Source organism: Staphylococcus sp. HMSC055A09 (assembly GCF_001809655.1).
Taxonomy (GTDB): Bacteria; Bacillota; Bacilli; order Staphylococcales; family Staphylococcaceae; genus Staphylococcus; species Staphylococcus capitis.
Genome location: NZ_KV798369.1, coordinates 1,109,001 through 1,129,850, shown reverse-complemented (window position 1 = coordinate 1,129,850; position 20,850 = coordinate 1,109,001). Strand labels below are relative to the sequence as shown.

At 33.1% G+C, this 20,850-nt stretch carries 20 protein-coding genes; 12 read left to right on the top strand and 8 right to left on the bottom strand.

Annotation, left to right across the window (positions count from 1 at the left end; translation table 11 throughout):
- The 3 genes from serA to HMPREF2642_RS10800 form a co-directional block, all read right to left on the bottom strand.
- Positions 1-1,596 carry a phosphoglycerate dehydrogenase gene (gene serA / locus HMPREF2642_RS10810; RefSeq protein ID WP_070597859.1) on the bottom strand — a complete coding sequence of 532 codons (1,596 nt, stop codon included), beginning with the start codon at positions 1,594-1,596 and terminating at the stop codon, positions 1-3.
- Positions 1,586-2,749 carry a pyridoxal-phosphate-dependent aminotransferase family protein gene (locus HMPREF2642_RS10805; RefSeq protein WP_049427431.1) on the bottom strand — a complete coding sequence of 388 codons (1,164 nt, stop codon included), beginning with the start codon at positions 2,747-2,749 and terminating at the stop codon, positions 1,586-1,588. Before HMPREF2642_RS10805 ends, serA begins: the two co-directional genes overlap by 11 nt.
- A gap of 126 nt (positions 2,750-2,875) precedes the next feature.
- A complete protein-coding gene (locus HMPREF2642_RS10800; RefSeq protein WP_023350109.1) occupies positions 2,876-3,316 on the bottom strand; it encodes an SACOL1771 family peroxiredoxin in 441 nt (146 codons plus the stop codon).
- Positions 3,317-3,393: 77 nt separating this feature from the next.
- Here HMPREF2642_RS10800 and HMPREF2642_RS10795 point away from each other — a divergent pair, with 77 nt between their 5' ends.
- The gene (locus tag HMPREF2642_RS10795) at positions 3,394-4,140 is read left to right on the top strand and encodes a glycerophosphodiester phosphodiesterase (RefSeq protein WP_064212350.1); all 747 of its coding nucleotides are present in this window, start codon (positions 3,394-3,396) and stop codon (positions 4,138-4,140) included.
- 240 nt (positions 4,141-4,380) lie between these two features.
- Here HMPREF2642_RS10795 and rpsD read toward each other — a convergent pair whose 3' ends face one another.
- Positions 4,381-4,983 carry a 30S ribosomal protein S4 gene (rpsD, locus tag HMPREF2642_RS10790; protein ID WP_002434877.1) on the bottom strand — a complete coding sequence of 201 codons (603 nt, stop codon included), beginning with the start codon at positions 4,981-4,983 and terminating at the stop codon, positions 4,381-4,383.
- 220 nt (positions 4,984-5,203) lie between these two features.
- Positions 5,204-5,674 carry a GAF domain-containing protein gene (locus HMPREF2642_RS10785; RefSeq protein WP_002434826.1) on the bottom strand — a complete coding sequence of 157 codons (471 nt, stop codon included), beginning with the start codon at positions 5,672-5,674 and terminating at the stop codon, positions 5,204-5,206.
- A gap of 135 nt (positions 5,675-5,809) precedes the next feature.
- Here HMPREF2642_RS10785 and ezrA point away from each other — a divergent pair, with 135 nt between their 5' ends.
- The 7 genes from ezrA (at position 5,810) to HMPREF2642_RS10750 (ending at position 13,970) form a co-directional block, all read left to right on the top strand.
- A complete protein-coding gene (gene ezrA, locus HMPREF2642_RS10780) occupies positions 5,810-7,504 on the top strand; it encodes a septation ring formation regulator EzrA (RefSeq protein WP_070597858.1) in 1,695 nt (564 codons plus the stop codon).
- Positions 7,505-7,686: 182 nt separating this feature from the next.
- The gene (locus HMPREF2642_RS10775; RefSeq protein WP_049427440.1) at positions 7,687-8,826 is read left to right on the top strand and encodes a cysteine desulfurase family protein; all 1,140 of its coding nucleotides are present in this window, start codon (positions 7,687-7,689) and stop codon (positions 8,824-8,826) included.
- Positions 8,826-10,049, top strand: a complete 1,224-nt coding sequence (thiI, locus tag HMPREF2642_RS10770) for a tRNA uracil 4-sulfurtransferase ThiI (protein ID WP_002453446.1) — start codon at positions 8,826-8,828, stop codon at positions 10,047-10,049. Before HMPREF2642_RS10775 ends, thiI begins: the two co-directional genes overlap by 1 nt.
- Positions 10,050-10,102: 53 nt before the next feature.
- Positions 10,103-10,876: a sulfite exporter TauE/SafE family protein gene (locus HMPREF2642_RS10765; protein WP_037549441.1), complete on the top strand. Its 774-nt coding sequence runs from the start codon at positions 10,103-10,105 to the stop codon at positions 10,874-10,876.
- Positions 10,877-11,068: 192 nt separating this feature from the next.
- Positions 11,069-11,563, top strand: a complete 495-nt coding sequence (tpx, locus tag HMPREF2642_RS10760) for a thiol peroxidase (protein ID WP_002434812.1) — start codon at positions 11,069-11,071, stop codon at positions 11,561-11,563.
- Positions 11,564-11,688: 125 nt separating this feature from the next.
- Complete coding sequence (locus HMPREF2642_RS10755; RefSeq protein ID WP_002453444.1) at positions 11,689-12,636, top strand: class I SAM-dependent methyltransferase; 948 nt, start codon at positions 11,689-11,691, stop codon at positions 12,634-12,636.
- Between the two features lie 89 nt (positions 12,637-12,725).
- Positions 12,726-13,970 carry an acetate kinase gene (locus HMPREF2642_RS10750; RefSeq protein ID WP_002434682.1) on the top strand — a complete coding sequence of 415 codons (1,245 nt, stop codon included), beginning with the start codon at positions 12,726-12,728 and terminating at the stop codon, positions 13,968-13,970.
- Positions 13,971-14,136: 166 nt separating this feature from the next.
- On the opposite strand, the gene HMPREF2642_RS10745 is transcribed toward HMPREF2642_RS10750, so the two are convergent.
- Entirely contained in the window at positions 14,137-14,637 is a 501-nt protein-coding gene (locus tag HMPREF2642_RS10745; protein WP_002434800.1) for a universal stress protein, read from the bottom strand.
- A 142-nt stretch (positions 14,638-14,779) separates the two neighbouring features.
- Here HMPREF2642_RS10745 and ald point away from each other — a divergent pair, with 142 nt between their 5' ends.
- On the top strand, positions 14,780-15,898 hold the full coding sequence (gene ald, locus HMPREF2642_RS10740) for an alanine dehydrogenase (RefSeq protein ID WP_002469674.1): 1,119 nt from the start codon (positions 14,780-14,782) through the stop codon (positions 15,896-15,898).
- 56 nt (positions 15,899-15,954) lie between these two features.
- Here ald and HMPREF2642_RS10735 read toward each other — a convergent pair whose 3' ends face one another.
- Positions 15,955-17,010, bottom strand: a complete 1,056-nt coding sequence (locus tag HMPREF2642_RS10735; protein WP_049427449.1) for a M24 family metallopeptidase — start codon at positions 17,008-17,010, stop codon at positions 15,955-15,957.
- 170 nt (positions 17,011-17,180) lie between these two features.
- On the opposite strand from HMPREF2642_RS10735, the gene HMPREF2642_RS10730 reads away from it, so the two are divergent.
- Positions 17,181-17,870 carry a metal-dependent hydrolase gene (locus tag HMPREF2642_RS10730; protein WP_023350114.1) on the top strand — a complete coding sequence of 230 codons (690 nt, stop codon included), beginning with the start codon at positions 17,181-17,183 and terminating at the stop codon, positions 17,868-17,870.
- Positions 17,871-17,951: 81 nt separating this feature from the next.
- On the opposite strand, the gene HMPREF2642_RS10725 is transcribed toward HMPREF2642_RS10730, so the two are convergent.
- On the bottom strand, positions 17,952-18,365 hold the full coding sequence (locus HMPREF2642_RS10725) for a universal stress protein (protein ID WP_002434753.1): 414 nt from the start codon (positions 18,363-18,365) through the stop codon (positions 17,952-17,954).
- A gap of 208 nt (positions 18,366-18,573) precedes the next feature.
- Between HMPREF2642_RS10725 and HMPREF2642_RS10720 the strand changes: the two genes are divergently transcribed.
- A complete protein-coding gene (locus tag HMPREF2642_RS10720) occupies positions 18,574-19,872 on the top strand; it encodes a DRTGG domain-containing protein (protein ID WP_049427451.1) in 1,299 nt (432 codons plus the stop codon).
- Between the two features lie 34 nt (positions 19,873-19,906).
- Complete coding sequence (locus tag HMPREF2642_RS10715; protein ID WP_049427452.1) at positions 19,907-20,848, top strand: DHH family phosphoesterase; 942 nt, start codon at positions 19,907-19,909, stop codon at positions 20,846-20,848.
- Positions 20,849-20,850 lie beyond the last annotated feature (2 nt).

Genomic DNA, 20,850 nt, shown 5'->3' with positions numbered 1-20,850 from the left:
TTATATTGTAAGTTTTGTACTAATAATTCTATTAAATCCGCCAGTTTCACGTAAAATATTGATAACATCTAAAGAGGCTTGTTGATCAATTGATAGAATCATAAGTGCGTCGCCACCTTCATTATTTCTACCTAATGTCATAGAGGCGATATTAATACCATGACTACCTAAAAGGTTACCAGTTTGGCCAACAATGCCAGGTTTATCTTTATGACAAGTTACTATTTGATACTCATTTGGCTTGAAATCAAGTGAGAAGTCATTAATTCGAACGATTCTTGGACCAAACCCTGCTAGAACTGTAGCTCCGATTTTAATTTGGTCTTTATCATTAGTTAACTCAAGCTCAACATAACTACTAAAATCAGAATGTTTTTTCTGCTTTTCAATATTATATGTTACACCTTGCTGGTTCAATAGAGCTAAAGCATTAATAATATTAACTTCCTCACCTAAATCCTCTTTAAGTATATTGGTCACAATTGTTCTAGTTATTAAACTTGTATCATTCGTGGCTAAGTCTCCAGCAAAGGTAATTTTAATTTTACTTGGCGCTCCCTGTAATAATTGAATTGCAAATTCACCTATAGTTGTACCTAAATCAACAAATGATTTGACTGCTTCATCAACATTACTTAAATCCATTTTTGGAGCATTTACTGCATGTTCAACCGTTCCATTTGTTAATATATCTATAATTTCCTCTGAAACTGAAACAGCTACTTTTTCTTGGGCTTCAACTGTAGAAGCGCCTAAATGTGGAGTAACTATTATTTTATCATGAGAAATTAATGGAGAGTCTGTAGGTGGCTCATGTTCAAAGACATCAATGGCAGCACGATCTATCAAATTATTGTCTAGAGCATGAATAAGTGCTTCTTCATCAATAATTCCACCTCTTGCAACATTAATAATTTGGAGATTTGGTTTAGCTTTGTTGAAAAATGACTCCCCAACAATGCCACGTGTTTTAGGTGTTAAAGGCGTATGAACTGTAACGAAGTCAGCTTGTTCAGCAATTTCATCAACATTTGCATTTTGAATATCTAGAGATTTCGCTTTGTCTTCAGTTAAATAAGGATCGAATGCTAAAATTTTCATGCCAAAACTTTGAGCACGTTTTGCAACACCTAGACCAATACGTCCAGCTCCGATGATACCTAATGTTTTACCATATAGTTCTACTCCGCGAAACGCTTTGCGATTCCATTCTTTATTACGTAATGATTGATGCGCTTGAGGGATATTGCGAGCCATTGCTAAAATCATTGCAATTGAATGTTCTGTTGCAGAAATTGTATTACCATCAGGGGCATTAATCACTAAGATACCCTTTAACGTTGCAGCTTCAATATCAATATTATCAACCCCAACACCCGCTCGAGCGATAACTTTGAGACGTGAAGCTGAGTTGATAATTTTATCAGTGACTTGAGTCTGACTACGTACAATTAATCCTTCATAATTGCCGATGATATTGATTAACTCTTCTTCTGATAAATCAGTTTGAATATCCACTTCAAATTCATTGTTATCTAATAAACTTTTTAAACCTTCTTCAGAAATAGGGTCTGATACTAAAATTTTATGACTCATGTTTGATAACCTCCATAAATTGAGCAATACCTTTGCCGATATAATTTTTATTTCTAGATTCAGTTAAAAGAATTTCTATTGCTGAAACAACAGAGAGGATATCAAATGGAGACACTTTCCCCATATGACCAATGCGTAATATATGACCTTTCAAATGTCCTTGACCACCAGCAATTGTAATATTGAAACGTGATTTAAGTTGATCTTTTAAATAAGTTAATTCTTCTTTGTCTTTAGGTACGAAAGACGTTACAGTAGGAGAGGCATATGAATCATCTTTAACTAATAACTCTAAATCAAGAGATTTTAAAGCAGTACGTAAAGCGTTACGTATGCTATAATGGCGCTTTATAACATGATTTAATCCCTCATGTTTAACCAATTCTACATATGCATTAACTCCTCTAAATAAAGCAACATTAGGAGTGAAAGGTGTAGAATTCTGTTCTTGAGAGCTAAGATATTTATTTAAATCTAAATAAAATCGAGGTGTAGTTACTTCAGCAAAACGATCTATAGCTCTGTCACTATAAGCAACAAAAGCAACACCAGGAGGTAACATGATGGCTTTTTGGCTACCTGAAACAAGAACGTCAATTTTATCTTTAATTAAATCAACTTCAACTGCACCAATACAACTTACACCATCTACGACAAAGTACAGTGAATCGTCATAATTTTTAAGAGCGTGACCTAATTCATGTACAGGATGTAATACGCCAGTAGAAGTTTCACAAAACTGAGAGAATACCGCTGTAACACGATGATTTAATTGTTTTAAAAATTTAATGAAATCATTAACGTCAACAGCTTCTCCCCATGTTACATCGTAAACGTGCACATTTTTATAGTATGTCTCAGCGATTTGTTTAAATCTATTTCCAAATGCACCTGAGACAATAATAACGATGTGATCATCTGGATTTGCGATATTCAGCATACTTGCTTCAAGAACACTTGTACCACTAGAAGTTAATATAAGTACTTCATTCTTTGTACCGAAAATAGGTTTCAAACCTTTAAATGCTTCATCAGCTATGTCTTCAAAATCTTTTGATCTATGTCCGACCATAGGTAATTGAATCGCACTCATAATTGAATTTGGAACTGGCGTTGGACCTGGAGTTAATAATAAAGGTTGGTAATACTGCATAAACATTCCTCCCACTGTAAGATTTTTCTATTTTAGCAAATATTCTGAATATTTAAAACCCTAAATATTGAGCTATCACATTTATAAAACGTTTACATGTTTCCAATTTGTGATAGCTTTTGCAATTTAAACTAAAGTTGGTTCAATACGCACTTCAACATTATTTTTTATAGCATTTGAAATCATACAATTATTATCCGCAATTTTTAAGAGTTTTAGTAGTCTCTTCTTTAGATTATCTTTATGATTGTTGTCGACATTAATTTTAGGATAGTGTGTAATACACTCCATTTTGAATTTTCCATTTTCAAAGGAGGCAGTGCCAACAGATTGTTGATTAATGCGTATATCTTTATATCCAGCTCTTTCTAAAGTTGCAGCGAGTGAAATAATATAGCATGAGGAAGCTGCTGATACTAACATTTCATCAGGATTTGTCCCTATGCCTTGACCGCCTAAAGAATAGGGGATTGAAATCTGTTCGTTAATCAAATCTCCTTGAACAGTGCCTATCTCATTCCGTCCACCTTTCCATTGAGTAACTACTTTGAAATCATGCTTTACCATTTAGATTGACCTCCTGTGTCATTGTGGTAATTTAAGTTTAGAGTAATTTAAAAAAGATTAAAAGAAAGGTGACTTTCATGAAAATTGCACGTCCAAATCAAACTTTTCAAATCGTAGCACATAGAGGTTTGCCTGATGATTATCCTGAAAATACACTTATTGCATATAAACATGCACTTATGCTTCATATAGATATGTTAGAAATTGATGTACATTATACTAAGGATAAACAACTTGTTATTATTCATGATGATACTATTGATCGTACATCTAATGGGAAAGGTAAAGTTAAAGACTATACTTTAGAAGAGTTAAGAGAATTTGATTTTGGTGTAAAAAGAGGTGATGCGTTCAAAGGTGAACGTATACCTACATTTGATGAGGTGCTTGATTTAGTTAATAATTTTTCAAAAAAGCTACTTATAGAAATCAAGACACCATCTCAATATCCAGGTATTGAAGAGATGATTGTAGATAAGTTAAAAGAAAAAGATATGCCTTCTCACAAAGTGATATTACAATCATTTGATTTTGATTGTGTGAAGAAGTTAGCAAATATGAATTTAGAATACGAATTAGGCGTATTATTGAGTAAAAAGAAATATTGGTATAAATTACCAGACTTTAAAGAAATTGCGAAGATTGCAGATTATGCGAATCCAAATTATAAGTTAGTTACTAAAAGATTTATGAAACATGCCCATGAAGAAATGTTAAAAGTATTACCTTACACAGTTAATAAACCTAAGGCGGCTAAGAAACTTTTACATTATGGAGCAGATGGAATTATTTCAGACATACCTGAAGAAATGTTTAAGTTGTAGGGGAAACAAGGAACCGCCTAAGCTAAAGCATATGCAAAAATGCCACTAACCTCAAAATTATAAAGGAATACATGAGCTAAAGCTCATGCACTAAGAACCAGTAATTTCATAACTGGTTAAAGAAAGGAACGCTTAAGCTAAAGCTTATGCATAAATGCCACTAACCTTCATTGATGAGGAAGTGGCATTAAAAAAACCCCAATTCCGGAAAGGAATTGGGGTAAAATTTGAAGAAATCGATTATCTTGAGTAGTACTCAACGATTAATTGTTCATTGATTTCAGCTGGTAACTCGCTACGTTCTGGGAAGCGAACGAAAGTACCTTTTAAGCTGTCAGCATCGAAGTCTAAATATTCTGGTACGAAGTTGTTGATTTCAACAGACTCTTTAATGATGTTTAAGTTTTGTGATTTCTCACGTACTGTAATCACTTGACCAGGTTTTAGTGAATAAGATGGGATGTCTACGCGTCCACCATCTACTTCAATGTGACCATGGTTAACTAATTGACGTGCTTGACGACGTGTACGAGCTAAACCTAATGAGTAAACTACTGCGTCTAAACGACTAGCAAGTAAAATCATGAAGTTTTCACCGTGTACACCATATTGCTTACCAGCAATTTCGAATGTGTTACGGAATTGTCTTTCAGTCATTCCATATAAGTAACGTAATTTTTGTTTTTCACGTAATTGTAAACCATATTCTGATAATTTTTTACGTTGGTTAGGACCATGTTGTCCTGGTGCGTAAGGGCGTTTTTCTAATTCTTTACCAGTACCGCTTAAAGAGATACCTAAACGACGAGATTTTTTCCAGTTTGAACCTCTGAATCGAGCCATGTGAGACTCCTCCTTTTTCTTTTTTGTTGTTATGAAAAAACAAAAAAGAGTGTTATATGCTTATCGAGATATATTGTTTTATGTGTCTTCACCTTATAGCGTCAGTTACGTGACACGTCCGCGTCGGGAACAACATAGAGCTTGATAATATACAACTGCTATTTTCGTTAATTCACACAAAATTCATTGTACCAGTTTATTGAGAACTGTCAACACTTATTTATGATTGATTTAATTGTTTTTCTAGAATTTGAACGACTTGCTCTAAGCCTTCTTGATCATCCCAAGTAAATCTATCTTTTATCGGTGCATCAATGTCTAGGACACCAATAATTTTATCATTAACATGAATAGGTATTACTATTTCTGATTTACTATTCGCATCACATGCGATATGCCCAGGGAATTGGTGAACATCACTTACACGTTGTGTAGCATCTTCAGAAACAGCAGTACCACAAACACCTTTACCTATTTCGATATGCACACAAGCCGGATGACCTTGAAATGGACCTAAGATAAGTTCATTATCTTCTATTAAATAGAATCCGACCCAATTAACTTGATCTAAATGATCATTGATTAGGGCAGAAGTGTTGCTTAAAATTGCAATTAAATGATGTTCATCCTCGATTAAACTCTTTAATTGCTTGGTAAGCATCAAGTAATTTGTTTCTTTTACGTTAGTCATAACTATACCCCTTCATACGAAAGTTTTTAATAAGTATAAAGTTTTGAAAATAATCTAGCAATTAATACATTTTCTATTTTAATGAAAAGAGAATTTACGTTATAATGAAAGATGATAAAATAGGAGGAGAAGTATATGGTGTTATTTATCATATTAGCAATACTCGTAATTATATTAATTGCGATAGGCGTAATGTTCTACATGCGCTCGAATAAGAGAAATTCAATTGAAAAAGCTGAAGAGCGTAAAAATGAAATTGAAAAACTACCTTTTGATGACAACTTGAAAAAATTACAAAATTTAAACTTAAAAGGTGAAACTAAGACTAAGTATGATGCAATGAAAAAAGACAACACAGAAAGTACAAATAAATACTTAGCTCCCGTTGAAGAAAAAATTCATAATGCTGAGGAATACCTTGATAAATTTAAGTTTTCTGCAGCGCAAACTGAAATTGATGATGCGCATGAACTTATGGATCAATATGAAAACAATTATAATCAACAAGTATCTCAAGTAGATGAAGTTTTAGCTTTACATAAAGACAATGAAGCATTATACGATAAATGTAAGGTCGATCATCGTGAAATGAAACGTGATGTATTGGCTAATCGTCATCAATTTGGAGAAGCTGCTCAGCCTTTAGAGAAAGAAATTGAGAAATTTGAACCGAAATTAAATGAGTATGAAACACTTAAATCAGAAGGGAATTATGTTCAAGCTCATAATCATATAGCCGCTCTACACGAAGAGATGAATAGTCTTAAAGCTTATATGGAAGAGATACCTGATTTAATTCGAGAAACTCAAAAAGAATTACCAGGTCAATTCCAAGATTTAAAATATGGTTGTAGAGACTTGAAAGTTGAAGGATACGATTTAGATCATGTTAAAGTTGATGGAAACTTACAAAGTTTAAAAACCGAATTAAGTTTTGTAGAACCTATGATAAGTCGGCTAGAATTAGATCAAGCTAATGATAAGCTTGAAAGTATTAATGATAAGTTAGATGAGATGTATGATCTAATAGAGCATGAAGTAAAAGCTAAAAATGAAGTCGAAGAAACGAAAGATGTCATTACAGACGATTTATTCAAAGCTAAAGACATGAACTATACACTTCAAACTGAAATCGAATATGTGCGTGAAAATTATTATATTAATGAATCTGATGCACAAAGTGTCCGTCAATTTGAAAATGAAATTCAAAATCTCATTGCGGTTTATGATGACATCTTAAAAGAAATGTCTAAGTCGGCAGTTAGATATAGTGAAGTTCAAGATAATTTACAATATCTTGAAGATCACGTTTCAGTTATCAATGAGAAACAAGATAAACTTCAAAACCATCTTATTAAATTGCGTGAAGATGAAGCAGAAGCAGAAGACAATTTATTAAGAGTTCAATCTAAGAAAGAAGAAGTATATAGACGTTTATTAGCTTCAAACTTAACAAGCGTTCCGGAACGTTTCATCATTATGAAAAATGAAATTGATAATGAAGTGCGTGAAGTTAATAATCAATTTAGCGAACGCCCAATACATGTTAAACAGCTAAAAGATAAAGTTGCTAAAATCGTTATTCAAATGAATACGTTTGAAGATGAAGCGAATGATGTATTAGTCAATGCAGTATACGCTGAAAAATTAATTCAATATGGTAATAGATATCGTAAAGATCATAATAATGTTGATAAGAGTCTTAACGAAGCGGAGCGTTTATTCAAAAATAATCGCTACAAACGTTCTATCGAAATTTCAGAACAAGCACTTGAAAGTGTAGAACCTGGAATTACTAAACATGTTGAAGAACAAGTTATTAAAGAATAGGTCATATTTTATAAGAGCAAGACAGAATTTTTATTCTTAGTGAATCATTTCTGTCTTGCTCTCTTTTAATTTTGCTAGAAAATAGTATAATGCTTGAGTATCCAAATTTATAAAATGATTAGCGTTCGGGGTAATCATTTTCCGATTAAAGAATTTATTAAAGTGAAAGAGAAGTGTTATCAGTGATTTATTTAGACAATGCAGCCACTACAAAAGCTGATCAAGATGTTATTGATTCCTTCGTTAAAGTGAATCAATCATTGTACTTCAATCCTAATAGCCCTCATCAAGCTGGCTTACAAGCTGAACAAGTACTGAAGCAAGCTAAAGAAGAAATAGACATTGCTTTAAATTTAAATCACCTGTATCATATCGTATTTACAAGTGGTGCTACAGAATCTAACAATATGGCTCTTAAAGGAATCGCTTATAGGAAAAGGGAAACAGCTAATGAAATTATAACCTCTGTTCTAGAACATCCCTCTGTTTTAGAAGTGATGAGATATTTAGAGGAGAAACAAGGTTTTAAACTTAAATATGTTGATGTTAAGAGTGATGGTAAAATTGATACTGAACATTTAAAATCTTTAATGTCAGATAAAGTTGGGTTGGTCACATGTATGTACGTGAATAATATTATGGGCCAAATTCAACCAATTCAAGATATTGTTAATATCTTAAAAGACTATCCACGAGCACATTTACATGTGGATGCTGTACAAGCACTTGGGAAAGTGTCTATGGATTTAAATGGTGTTGATAGCTTGAGTTTAAGCGGACATAAATTTAATGGTTTAAAAGGACAAGGACTTTTAATTATTAAAAATATACAAAATATTGAGCCAGTTGTGCATGGTGGCGGTCAAGAGTATGGTTTGAGAAGTGGCACTGTTAATTTGCCAATGGCTGTTTCAATGGTGAAATCAATCAAACTTACCATGGGTCGTTTAGATGAAGCCCGTCGTAAATTAAATAAAATGAATCAGTCAGTTAGAACATTTTTAGAAGAATTTAGAGGCGTTTACATTAATTCCCCTAAGGATAGTGCACCCCAAATTATTAATGTTAGCTTTCCAGGTGTTAAAGGTGAAGTGCTTGTTAATGCTTTTTCAAAACATGGTGTAATGATATCAACAACAAGTGCTTGCTCATCTAAACGTGGGAAACTTAACGAAGTGCTATTAGCAATGGGAGTTCCTGATGCAAGAATAGAAGGTAGTATAAGAATATCTATGGGAGTTCATACAACTGAAGAGGATATTCAAAGATTTAAAGAAGTATTTGAACAAGTATATGAAGAAGTTAAGGAGTTGTTAAAATAATGCACTACGATCATTTGCTCGTAAGATATGGTGAATTGACGTTAAAAGGTACAAATCGTAAAATGTTCGTTAATCAATTAAAGGATAACGTAAAACGCGCGTTAATTCCCTTACAAGGGTACCATGTAAAAGGTAAACGCGATCGCATGTACGTCGATATGGATCAAGATGCGGATATGAATGAAATTATTCATCGTTTAACTAAAGTTTATGGAATTAAATCCATAAGTCCTGTGATTAAGACCGATAAAACAGAAGAAGCAATATATGAGGCAGCAATTCAGCTAGCTCGTGATTTTGATGAAGGCTCTACTTTTAAAATAGATGTAAAACGTGTAGATAAATCCTTTCATTTAGATACCTATGCTTTACAACGTGAAGTTGGTGGCGCAATACTCAAGAATGTTGAAGGTGTTTCGGTTAATGTTAAACAACCTGACCATGAAGTGAGAGTTGAAATACGTTTGGATGCGGTGTATATCTTCGAAAAAATTATTCAAGGTTCAGGAGGCTTACCTGTAGGAACTGGTGGCAAGACGTTACTTATGTTAAGTGGCGGTATCGATTCACCGGTGGCAGGTATGGAAGTAATGAAACGTGGGGTTACAATTGAGGCAATTCACTTTCATAGTCCACCATTTACTAGTGAAAAAGCTAAAGATAAAGTGATTGAACTCACACGTATTTTATCAGAGCGTGTAGGACCTATTAAATTACACATTGTTCCTTTTACTGAACTACAGAAGCAAATTAATAAGGTTGTTCACCCTCGATATACAATGACTTCAACACGACGCATGATGATGCGTGTTTCCGATGCGTTAGTTCATAAAATTGGTGCAAATGCCATCGTTAATGGGGAAAATTTAGGTCAAGTTGCAAGTCAAACACTAAAAAGTATGTATGCCATTAATCATGTAACTTCCACACCAGTTTTAAGGCCATTATTAACACTCGATAAAGAAGACATTATTAAAAAGGCTCGAGATATTGGTACTTATGAAACATCTATCCAGCCATTTGAAGATTGCTGTACAATCTTTACACCTAAAAATCCTGTAACCGAACCTGACTTTGATAAAGTTGAGAAATATGAAGGGGTATTCAATTTTGATGATATGGTTCAAACAGCAGTGGATAATATTGAAACGATGACTATCGATCAAAATTATAAAAGTGAGAAAGAACAATCAACTGATGCTTTAATTGAAGATTTATTTTAAAAATTAAGTATTGGCGAGCGAACCATCAAATAATAAAGGGGAGAATGAAGTAAGTGGATTGGCATCTATCTGTAATCGTTACTATTATGTTTTTTGGGTTTATCGCCTCGTTTATTGATTCAGTAGTTGGTGGTGGTGGATTAATTTCTACTCCTGCACTTTTAGCAGTAGGTTTACCACCCTCAATGGCATTAGGAACCAATAAATTTGCAAGTTCATTTAGTACATTAACAAGTGCTTTTAAATTTATACGTTCTGGAAAAGTAGATTTAAAAGTAGTCGGGAAGCTTTTCCCATTTGTATTTATTGCATCAGGAGCTGGAGCAATCTTAGCAACTTATTTACCCGCGAATATATTAAAGCCACTCATTATTGTCGTTTTAACGATAGTTATTGTATACACTATTGTAAAAAAAGATTGGGGTAGTGTCAGAAGCTTCACTTCATTTACATTTATTAAGGCATTCATTTTTTCAATCATGTTTATCATTTTAGGATTTTATGATGGCTTTTTAGGTGGAGGTACGGGCTCATTCATGTTATTTACTTTACTCATGTTTGGGTTTGACTTTTTAAGTGCAGCTGGTAATGCAAAAGTTCTGAACTTTGCATCAAATATTGGTGGGTTATTACTTTTTATCATGCTAGGTCAGGTCAATTTTACTTATGGATTCATTATGGCATTAAGTATGATTGTAGGTTCTTATTTTGGTGCTCATTTTGCTTTGAAAAAGGGCGTTGGATACGTTAAAAATTTATTTATTTTAGTAACTGCAGTCCTTATATTAAAAAATATATATGATTATGTAATGCAGTTGATGCACTAATCTTTAGTAACTGACGTTAAGATTATTCGTTTAATCTAGATGTCAGTTTTTTTGGATGTATATGTAATTAATGATACGTATAAGAGTTTAATGCTCATTTGAAAATTAAATTGTTTACATTAAAAAATTGAATTACTACTAAAATTTGTCGTATGATAATATTAAATACTTAAAATATAGGAGGTCATCATAATGACTGAAATTACTTTTAAAAATGATCCTATTACATTGTCAGGTCAACAGGTAAAAGAAGGTGACATTGCACCCGACTTTACTGTATTAGACAATAGTTTAAATCAAATAACATTAGAAGATTATAAAGGGAAAAAGAAATTAATTAGTGTAGTTCCTTCTATTGATACAGGAGTATGTGACCAACAAACACGTAAATTTAATGAAGAAGCATCTCAAGAAGATGGTGTAGTATTAACAATTTCTGTTGATTTACCATTCGCTCAGAAAAGATGGTGTGCGTCTAATGGTTTAGAAAATGTTGTTACATTAAGTGATCACAGAGACCTATCTTTCGGTGAAAACTTTGGGGTAGTTATGGAAGAATTAAGATTATTAGCACGCTCAGTTTTTGTATTAGATGAAAGTAACAAAATTGTTTATAAAGAAATTGTTAGTGAAGGTACTAACTTCCCAGATTTTGATGCTGCTTTAGAAGCGTATCGCAACATTTAAGTTGAATTCGTATCATTGACAGTGATTAACTAAGTGTCCATACTTGTTTAAGAAATTGAAAGTTAGATAAAGTGTTTAATTTCTATAAATTATGAATGGGCACTTTTGGTTAGAGAGGGTTTTTTATGACTGAAGAAAATACAATTATGGAACGCTTATTCCATGCATTAGATGAAAAAGCTAAATCCTTAAATGAAGAGAATGGACAAAGCTTCATTGAAAATTTAGGGTTAGCTATGGAGGAAATTTACACCAATAAAAGAGATTTACTCGAACAAGCTACACTTCAAGATAGAAGAAAAGCATTTCAATTTGCATATTTAAGTTTAATGCAAGAAGAGAATATTCAAGCAAACCACCAAATTACTCCTGATTCAATAGGTTTAATACTTGGTTTCTTAGTTGAACGATTCATGCAAGATAAAGAGGAGATGCATGTTGTTGATATCGCTAGTGGTGCTGGACACCTAAGTGCTTCTGTTAAGGAGGTACTTTCGGATAAAACAACGATGCATCATCTCATTGAAGTAGATCCAGTGTTATCTAGAGTAAGTGTACATTTAGCTAACTTCTTAGAAATTCCATTTGATGTATACCCTCAAGATGCTATTATGCCACTGCCTTTAGAAGAAGCAGATGTGGTAATTGGAGACTTCCCAATTGGCTATTATCCAGTAGATGAGCGTAGTAAAGAAATGAAACTTGGCTTTGATGAGGGGCACAGTTACTCTCATTATTTATTAATTGAACAAGCTATAAATGCATTAAAAGGGGCAGGTTATGCGTTTTTAGTCGTTCCAAGTAACATTTTTACTGGAGATAAAGTGAAACAGTTAGAAAAATTTATTGCTACAGATACTGAAATGCAAGCATTTTTAAATCTACCAACAACGTTATTTAAAAATGAAAAAGCACGAAAATCTATACTTATTTTACAGAAAAAACAACCTCAAGAGACTAAACCTGTTGAAGTTTTATTAGCTAATATTCCTGATTTTAAAAATCCACAGCAATTTCAAGGATTTATTAGTGAATTAAATCAATGGATGGACACAAATCATACAAAAAAATAATCTGTAACAATATAGTATTCAAACTGTAATAATGATAAAATGAACTGTGTGAAAAATATAACTAAACAAATGATGGAGGACAATGACCTATGTCAAAATTAATTTTGGCGGTAAATGCTGGTAGTTCATCTTTGAAATTCCAGTTAATCAGAATGCCGGAAGAAAAGTTAGTAACCAAAGGCGTCATCGAGCGTATTGGTTTAAGCGATTCTATTTTCACGATTGTAGTTGAAGGGGAAAAGCTTACTGACGTTAGAGATATAAATGATCATGAAGAAGCAGTTAATATTATGTTAGAAAGCTTTAAAGAACATCACATGATTGAAGATATCAATGAAATTGAAGGAACAGGTCACCGTGTAGTGCATGGGGGAGAGAAATTTCCAAAATCAGTAGTTGTAACGGATGAGGTAGAGACTCAAATTGAGGAGTTAAGTGAGTTAGCTCCACTGCATAACCCAGCTAATTTAATGGGAATAAGAGCTTTTAAAAAGTTATTACCAAATATTCCTCATGTAGCTGTATTTGATACATCTTTCCACCAAACAATGCCTGAACAAGCTTATTTATACAGTTTACCTTATCATTATTATGAAGATTATGGCATTCGTAAATATGGCTTCCATGGTACAAGTCATAAGTATGTATCAAGAAGAGCGGCAGACATTTTAGGAAGACCGATCGAAGATTTAAGAATTATTTCTTGTCACATTGGTAATGGTGCGTCAATAGCTGCGATTGATGGCGGAGAATCAATTGATACATCTATGGGTTTCACTCCATTAGCAGGTGTTACAATGGGTACACGTTCAGGTAATCTAGACCCAGCGTTGATTCCGTTTATTATGGAAAAGACTGGTAAAAATGCAGACGAAGTATTAAATATTTTGAATAAAGAATCCGGTTTACTAGGTTTAACTGGTACGTCAAGTGATTTACGAGACTTAACTGAAGAAGCTAAACACGGACGTCATCGTGCACGTGTAGCACTTGATTTATTTGCATCGAAGATTCATAAATACATTGGCTCTTATGCGGCTAGAATGCATGGCGTTGATGTAATTGTATTCACAGCTGGTATAGGAGAAAATTCTCATATTATTCGAGGTAAAGTTCTAGAGGGACTTGAATTTATGGGTGTATATTGGGATCCGAAGAAAAATGAGAGTCTTCACGGAGATGAAGGGTATATTAACTATCCTCATTCCCCAGTAAAAGTATTGGTTGTACCAACTGACGAGGAAGTTATGATTTCTCGTGACGTTATCAAATATGGTGGACTAAAAGAGGAATCATCCGAAGAACAAAGTGTTAACACTGAAACTAATAATTGATTAATAGGTAAAAGTATAACTTGTGATCGCATAACCATATGAATGGTTATGCGATTTTTAATTTTTAACTAGAGAGAGAAATAAAATTAAGAAAGCCTATCAACGACTTTTATAATGACGTTGATAGGCTATTAAATGAATATATTCTTACTTTTAAATATTAAATTTAATCTTGATATCTTTCACGTAATCTAGGCGTAGCTACTTGTGGTTGGAAATCTTCAGGAATTTCTTCTGTACGTACAACTAAAACATCACATGGCGCGTGGCGTACGATTGCTTCTGATACTGAACCTACAATAAAACGTTCTACAGCATTTAAACCTGAAGTACCACTCATGATTAAATCAGCACCTACTTCATGTGCTAATTTTTTAGGGATAATCGCTTTAGGTGAGCCAAATTCTAAACGTGTTTCTACATTTTTTACTCCTGCATTTGAAGCTACTTCTTTATAACCTTTAAGTAACTCCTCAGAAAAATGTTTAGATTTCTCAGTGAACTGAGCATCATAGACTTCATAAGAAGAGTATGTTCTTGAATCGATTACATTTACAATTGTTAATTTTGCATCGTTACGTTTAGCAACTCCTACAGCTTTATTAAAAGCCCATTCTGCTTCGTGTGAACCGTCGACTGCGATTAAAATATTTTTATACGTAATCATCGCTCGTGCCCCCTTCATGTTTCTTAACTCTATTTTAACATAATTGACAGAATATTTAATTATCAATAATTACAAATTTGTGTATTTTTTATGATTGCGCTTTCAATACTTTCGCGTTAGGATGTAAGAGGAGGTGGATGGAATGAAAATTGGTATTCCAAAGGAGATAAAAAATAACGAGAACAGAGTGAGTTTATCACCAAGTGGCGTACATGCACTTGTAGAGCAAGGACATACAGTCTTTGTTGAAACAAACGCAGGACTAGGTTCATATTTTGAAGACGTTGACTACAAAGAAGCTGGAGCAGAGATCGTATCTGAACAGGCGAAAATATGGGATGTAGATATGGTAGTCAAAGTTAAAGAACCATTAGAATCTGAATATCAATTCTTTAAAGAGGGGTTAATTCTCTTCACTTATTTACATTTAGCTAATGAAGAAAAATTAACTCAAGCTTTAGTAGATAATAAAGTTATTGGTATTGCATACGAAACAGTGCAATTACCTGATAAATCATTACCATTATTATCACCTATGAGCGAAGTTGCCGGAAGAATGTCAACTCAAATCGGAGCTGAGTTCTTACAAAAAGTTAACGGCGGCATGGGAATATTACTCGGTGGCGTACCAGGTGTACCTAAAGGGAAAGTAACAATTATAGGTGGAGGTCAAGCCGGTACTAACGCAGCTAAGATTGCTTTAGGCTTAGGCGCTGATGTCACTGTGCTTGATGTTAATCCAAAACGTTTACAAGAACTTGATGACTTATTTAATGGAAGGGTACATACAATTATGTCCAATCCACTAAATATTGAAATGTTCGTTAAAGATAGTGACTTAGTTATTGGTGCTGTACTTATTCCAGGTGCTAAAGCTCCAAACTTAGTCACTGAAGATATGATTAAGCAAATGAAAGCAGGATCAGTGATAGTAGATATCGCTATTGACCAAGGTGGTATTTTCGAGACAACTGATAAAATTACTACACATGACGATCCTACTTATACAAAACATGGTGTTGTTCACTATGCTGTGGCTAATATGCCTGGCGCTGTACCACGTACATCAACATTAGCTTTAAATAATGCTACATTACCATTTGCGCAAACTTTAGCTAATAAAGGTTATCGTGAAGCGTTTAAATCAAATCATGCGTTATCCTTAGGATTAAATACTTACAAAGGTCATGTTACGAATAAGGGTGTAGCTGAAGCGTTTAACTTAGAATATACTTCTGTTGAAGATGCGCTTAATCAATAATTAAAAAGAAACTCGGCTAGGTACTAACTTAGCCGAGTTTTATTATGCTTAAATTATTATTTTTGATATTTTGTAAGGATTTCATATCCATTTTCAGTCACTAGAATATCGTCTTCGATTCTAACACCTGCAACATCAGGGACATAAATGCCTGGTTCTATAGTTATCACCATTCCCGCTTCTAAAGGGTTCTCATTGGCACTGGAAACGTCTTGATATTCGTGTTCTTCTAATCCTAAGCCGTGGCCTAATCGATGAGGGAAATAGTCGCCGTATCCCGCTTCGCTAATAATATCTCGAGCAATTTTATCAATGTCTTTAATCATTACTCCAGGTTTGATAGCCTCAATCGCAGATTGCTCAGCTTTCAATACGGTTTTATAAATATTTTGAGCATCTTCGCTAGGGTTACCAAATTTTACCGTCCTCGTCATATCACTACAATAATGCTCGTAAACAACACCTAAATCAAATAAAACATACTCATTTTGTTGTAACTTTCTATTACCAGGTGTTCCGTGAGGAGAAGCAGCATGATCCCCGAATAGTACCATAGTGTCAAAACTCATTTCGTTAACACCATATTTTTTTATTTCATTTTCAATATGATTCACGACATCTCGTTCTTCAACACCTTCTTTTAAATAAGCGACGCCGATTTCTATACACTTATCAGCTAATTCAGCGGCTTTCTTAATTTTAGTTACTTCTTCATAGGATTTTATGTTTCTTAAATCTTTAATAGATTGATCTATATCACTATAAACTTGTACATTGAAAGCTTGAGATAATTCACGTTGGCGTTTAACAGTCAAATGTTCACTTTCAATCAGTAATGTAGTAAACGTTTGAGGATATAAATCAAAGGGGTTTTGAGTATCTAGGTAACCAATAATTTTTCCCTCATATGGAGAAGCTTTTACTTCTTCTACTTCCATTTTTGGACAAAATAGTACTGGCTCCCCATCAGCTTGAATAAGTAGGGCAAATAAACGTTCATGAGGTTCACTACGGTATCCAGTAAAGTAGTAAATATTAAGTGGCGTCGTAATCCAGGCTGCATCTGCATTTTGTTGTTGTAAGACTTTAATGATTTCATCTATTTTAGTCATTTTAATTTGCCTCCATAGTATTGATGTAATTTAATTTTATTCTAAATAGTCTTAGTTTTCAAAAATCGAATCATGAAAAACATGTTTGTAGTCATTTTGATATACAGTGTTATAAGAGGGAGTAGCTAGGGTATAATGATTACAGATAAAATTTGAGGAGGGCTATATAAATGAAACTTTCATTTCATGGTCAATCAACAATCTATTTTGAAGGAAATGGTAAAAAAGTAATTGTCGATCCTTTTATTTCTGGAAATGACAAATGCGATTTAGATGAACAAACTTTAGATGTAGACTACATTATTTTAACTCATGGACATGAAGATCATTTTGGTGATGTAGTTGAACTAGCGAACAGAAACCACGCTGTAGTTATTGGTTCTGCGGAATTACAAGGTTACTTATCAACTTATCACGGTGTTGAAAATGTACATGGTATGAATATCGGTGGTAAAGCTAAATTCGATTTTGGTACTGTAAAATTTGTTCAAGCTTTCCACAGCTCTAGTTTTACACATGAAGATGGTATTCCAGTATATTTAGGTATGCCAATGGGAGTTGTTATCGAAGCTGAAGGTAAAACGATTTATCACACAGGAGATACTGGCTTATTTAGTGATATGAAATTAATTGCAGATAGACATCCTGTTGATGTATGCTTCGTACCTATTGGAGATAACTTTACAATGGGCATTGATGACGCAAGTTATGCGATAAATGAATTAATTAAACCGCAAATCAGTGTACCAATTCACTACAATACTTTCCCATTAATCGAACAGGACCCAAATCAGTTTAAGGATGCTGTTAATGTAGGTGAAGTTCAAATTCTAGAGCCAGGTCAATCAGTTGAATTTTAATTTGATGTTTTGAATAATTTAATGTTTATAAAAAATTCCCGATTCTTAAACTTTTTAAGAAGAATCGGGAATTTCTATTAATTATTTAACGATTAATACAGGGATTGTAGCTCGTTTAGCTACTTTATGACTTACGCTACCGAGTACAAATTTCTTTTTATCTTCAGCTTTACGGTTACTTAAAACAACAATTTCATATTTACCACTATTAGCATGTTTCAATAACTCTTCTTTAGGATTTCCTCTAACAATGATTTGATCATAATCAATACCGTAGTCCTCTAATGCTTTTCTTGTTTTCTCTAAACGTTCGCTTCTTTCTTCAGTTAGTTCATCCAAGTGAACTCCTGCTTTGATAGAAGCTTGAGCATCTTGTTCATTAATAGCATTTAGAATAGTTACAACTGTATCTTTACCAGCTAAATGAGACACTTCTTTTAATGCTTTTTCATTTTTTAATTGAGTGTCTACACCAAGTAAAATATGTTTATACATAAGTACATCCCTCCTCAACTTTATTTTAATAGAGTTTTAATGGAATTTCCATTTAAATTCATTTTTCTATTCAAAATTAAATAAAAAAGTAATTATGTATATCGTTTTGAATTTCAATTTACTTTAAGTGAAGTTGTGCCATGATTTTTTTGAGGTTAAAAGTTATAATAATGCTATCACTGTTCAATAGAAATAAAGAGGTAACTTGATGACTAAACACGAGCAAATTTTAAATTACATTGAATCACTATCTGTAGGTTCTAAAATTTCTGTTAGAAAGATTGCAAAAGTTTTAGATGTTTCTGAAGGTACAGCATATAGAGCAATTAAAGATGCAGGTCAACTTGGCATTGTTGCTACAATTGATCGTGTAGGTACAGTAAGAATTGAGAAACGTAATAGGGATAATATAGACAATTTAACATTTAATGAAATTGCTAACATTGTTGAAGGTCAAATTTTAGGTGGTAAGAAGGGATTAGGAAAAACTGTATCCAAATTTGCGATAGGAGCAATGGAACTTCAAGATATTTTAAAATATATTGGAAGTCACACATTGCTTATAGTCGGAAACCGTGCAGATGTTCAAATGGAAGCCTTAAAACGAGACACTGCAATATTAATAACTGGTGGATTTCAGCCTTCTAAAGAAGTCGTTGAATATGCAAATGAGCACGAACTGCCCATTATTTCATCAAGTTATGATACATTTCTAGTCGCTAATATTATTAATAGAGCAATGTATAATCAAAAAATTCGTAAAGAAATTCTTGTCGTAGAGGATATTGTCAAACCTATTAATGAGTTATCAGTATTATTTGATGACATGAAAATTAATGACTATAAAAAGTTAGCAAATGATACAGGGCACACTAGATTTCCTATAGTGAATGAAGATTTTAAATTAGTAGGAATAGTTACAAGTAGAGAAATTATTAATATGAATGAAGAGGATGAGTTAGGGAAAATAATGACACGTAATCCTCTTAGTGTAAAGCTTACCAATACAGTGGCTAGTTGTGCGCATATGATGATATGGGAAGGCATTGAATTACTGCCTGTAACTAATAATAATAAAAAAGCTATTGGTGTAATTAATAGACAGGATGTATTGAAGTCAATGCAACTTTTAGGAAGACAGCCGCAAATTGGTGATACAATTAATGATCAAATTGCTAAGCATATTACGATTAATTCAAATGGAATTACTGTTGATGTTTCTCCTTTAGTAACAAATCATTATGGCACATTAAGTAAAGCAGTATTTGTGGGCATTATCGAAGAAACGATTAGACATGAGATGAGAAAGTACAAAAAAGGTAATGTAATGATTGAAAACTTAAATATAGTTTATATCAAAACTGTACCTATTGAATCATCCATCGATGTTCATTATGAAATGCTAGATGTTGGTAGAAATTTTGCTAAGTTAGAAGTAACAATGATTAATAATAAAGAAAAGGTTGCAAACGCATTAGTAATTTGTCAAATGTTTGAAGGCTTTTGAGCAATAAATGAGTATTTTAAGGGAGTAATTTAAAATGAAGAATATTATGAATGATATGATGCAAGAAATTGAACAAAACGATACGATCATCATCCATCGTCATGTTAGACCAGACCCTGACGCTTATGGATCACAATTAGGACTTAAATATTATTTAGAGGCTAAATATCCAAATAAGCATATTTATGCAGTCGGAGAAAATGAACCATCTTTAGAATTTATAGGTACTTTTGATGAAATTTCAGATGAAGTTTATAAAGAAGCATTGGTGATCGTTTGTGACACTGCAAATTCTCCGCGTATTGACGACCAACGTTATCAGAATGGTTTAAAAGTATTGAAGATAGACCATCATCCAGCGATAGACCAATATGGCGACATTAATTATGTGAGTACAGAGGCGTCTTCGACAAGTGAAATTATCTATGATTTTATTACACATTTTAACGATGAGCGTATTATAGACGAAAAAACTGCACGTGTATTATATTTGGGCATTGTGGGAGATACAGGAAGATTCTTATTTAACAATACCACTCCGCACACAATGGAAGTGGCTAGTAAATTAATTGCCTTTCCTTTTGACCCTAATGCAGAACTAAATAAAATGTCAGAGAAAGATCCTAAACTTTTACCTTTCCAAGGTTACATTTTACAGAATTTCGAATTAGACAATGTGGGTTATTGTCAGGTTAAAATAACTCGCGATATTTTAGAGGAATATAATATTCAACCTAATGAAGCATCTCAATTTGTAAATACTATAGCTGATATTCAAGGTTTGAAAATTTGGATGTTTGGTGTAGATGAAGGAGACCAAATTAGATGTCGAATTCGTTCAAAGGGTAAAATCACTATTAATGATGTAGCAAATGATTTTGGTGGTGGTGGACATCCGAATGCTTCAGGTGTCTCTGTATATAGTTGGGCTGAATTTGATAATCTAGCTAATGCATTAAAACAAAAGATTAAATAACT

Coding starts and splice junctions, on each gene's coding strand:
- HMPREF2642_RS10735 (WP_049427449.1), bottom strand. CDS start 17,010: ATGACTAAAATAGATGAAATCATTAAAGTCTTACAACAACAAAATGCA.
- HMPREF2642_RS10720 (WP_049427451.1), top strand. CDS start 18,574: ATGACTAAACACGAGCAAATTTTAAATTACATTGAATCACTATCTGTA.
- HMPREF2642_RS10715 (WP_049427452.1), top strand. CDS start 19,907: ATGAAGAATATTATGAATGATATGATGCAAGAAATTGAACAAAACGAT.
- rpsD (WP_002434877.1), bottom strand. CDS start 4,983: ATGGCTCGATTCAGAGGTTCAAACTGGAAAAAATCTCGTCGTTTAGGT.
- tpx (WP_002434812.1), top strand. CDS start 11,069: ATGACTGAAATTACTTTTAAAAATGATCCTATTACATTGTCAGGTCAA.
- HMPREF2642_RS10805 (WP_049427431.1), bottom strand. CDS start 2,749: ATGCAGTATTACCAACCTTTATTATTAACTCCAGGTCCAACGCCAGTT.
- ald (WP_002469674.1), top strand. CDS start 14,780: ATGAAAATTGGTATTCCAAAGGAGATAAAAAATAACGAGAACAGAGTG.
- HMPREF2642_RS10755 (WP_002453444.1), top strand. CDS start 11,689: ATGACTGAAGAAAATACAATTATGGAACGCTTATTCCATGCATTAGAT.
- HMPREF2642_RS10795 (WP_064212350.1), top strand. CDS start 3,394: ATGAAAATTGCACGTCCAAATCAAACTTTTCAAATCGTAGCACATAGA.
- HMPREF2642_RS10800 (WP_023350109.1), bottom strand. CDS start 3,316: ATGGTAAAGCATGATTTCAAAGTAGTTACTCAATGGAAAGGTGGACGG.
- HMPREF2642_RS10725 (WP_002434753.1), bottom strand. CDS start 18,365: ATGTATAAACATATTTTACTTGGTGTAGACACTCAATTAAAAAATGAA.
- serA (WP_070597859.1), bottom strand. CDS start 1,596: ATGAGTCATAAAATTTTAGTATCAGACCCTATTTCTGAAGAAGGTTTA.
- HMPREF2642_RS10745 (WP_002434800.1), bottom strand. CDS start 14,637: ATGATTACGTATAAAAATATTTTAATCGCAGTCGACGGTTCACACGAA.
- HMPREF2642_RS10750 (WP_002434682.1), top strand. CDS start 12,726: ATGTCAAAATTAATTTTGGCGGTAAATGCTGGTAGTTCATCTTTGAAA.
- HMPREF2642_RS10785 (WP_002434826.1), bottom strand. CDS start 5,674: ATGACTAACGTAAAAGAAACAAATTACTTGATGCTTACCAAGCAATTA.
- HMPREF2642_RS10730 (WP_023350114.1), top strand. CDS start 17,181: ATGAAACTTTCATTTCATGGTCAATCAACAATCTATTTTGAAGGAAAT.
- thiI (WP_002453446.1), top strand. CDS start 8,826: ATGCACTACGATCATTTGCTCGTAAGATATGGTGAATTGACGTTAAAA.
- ezrA (WP_070597858.1), top strand. CDS start 5,810: ATGGTGTTATTTATCATATTAGCAATACTCGTAATTATATTAATTGCG.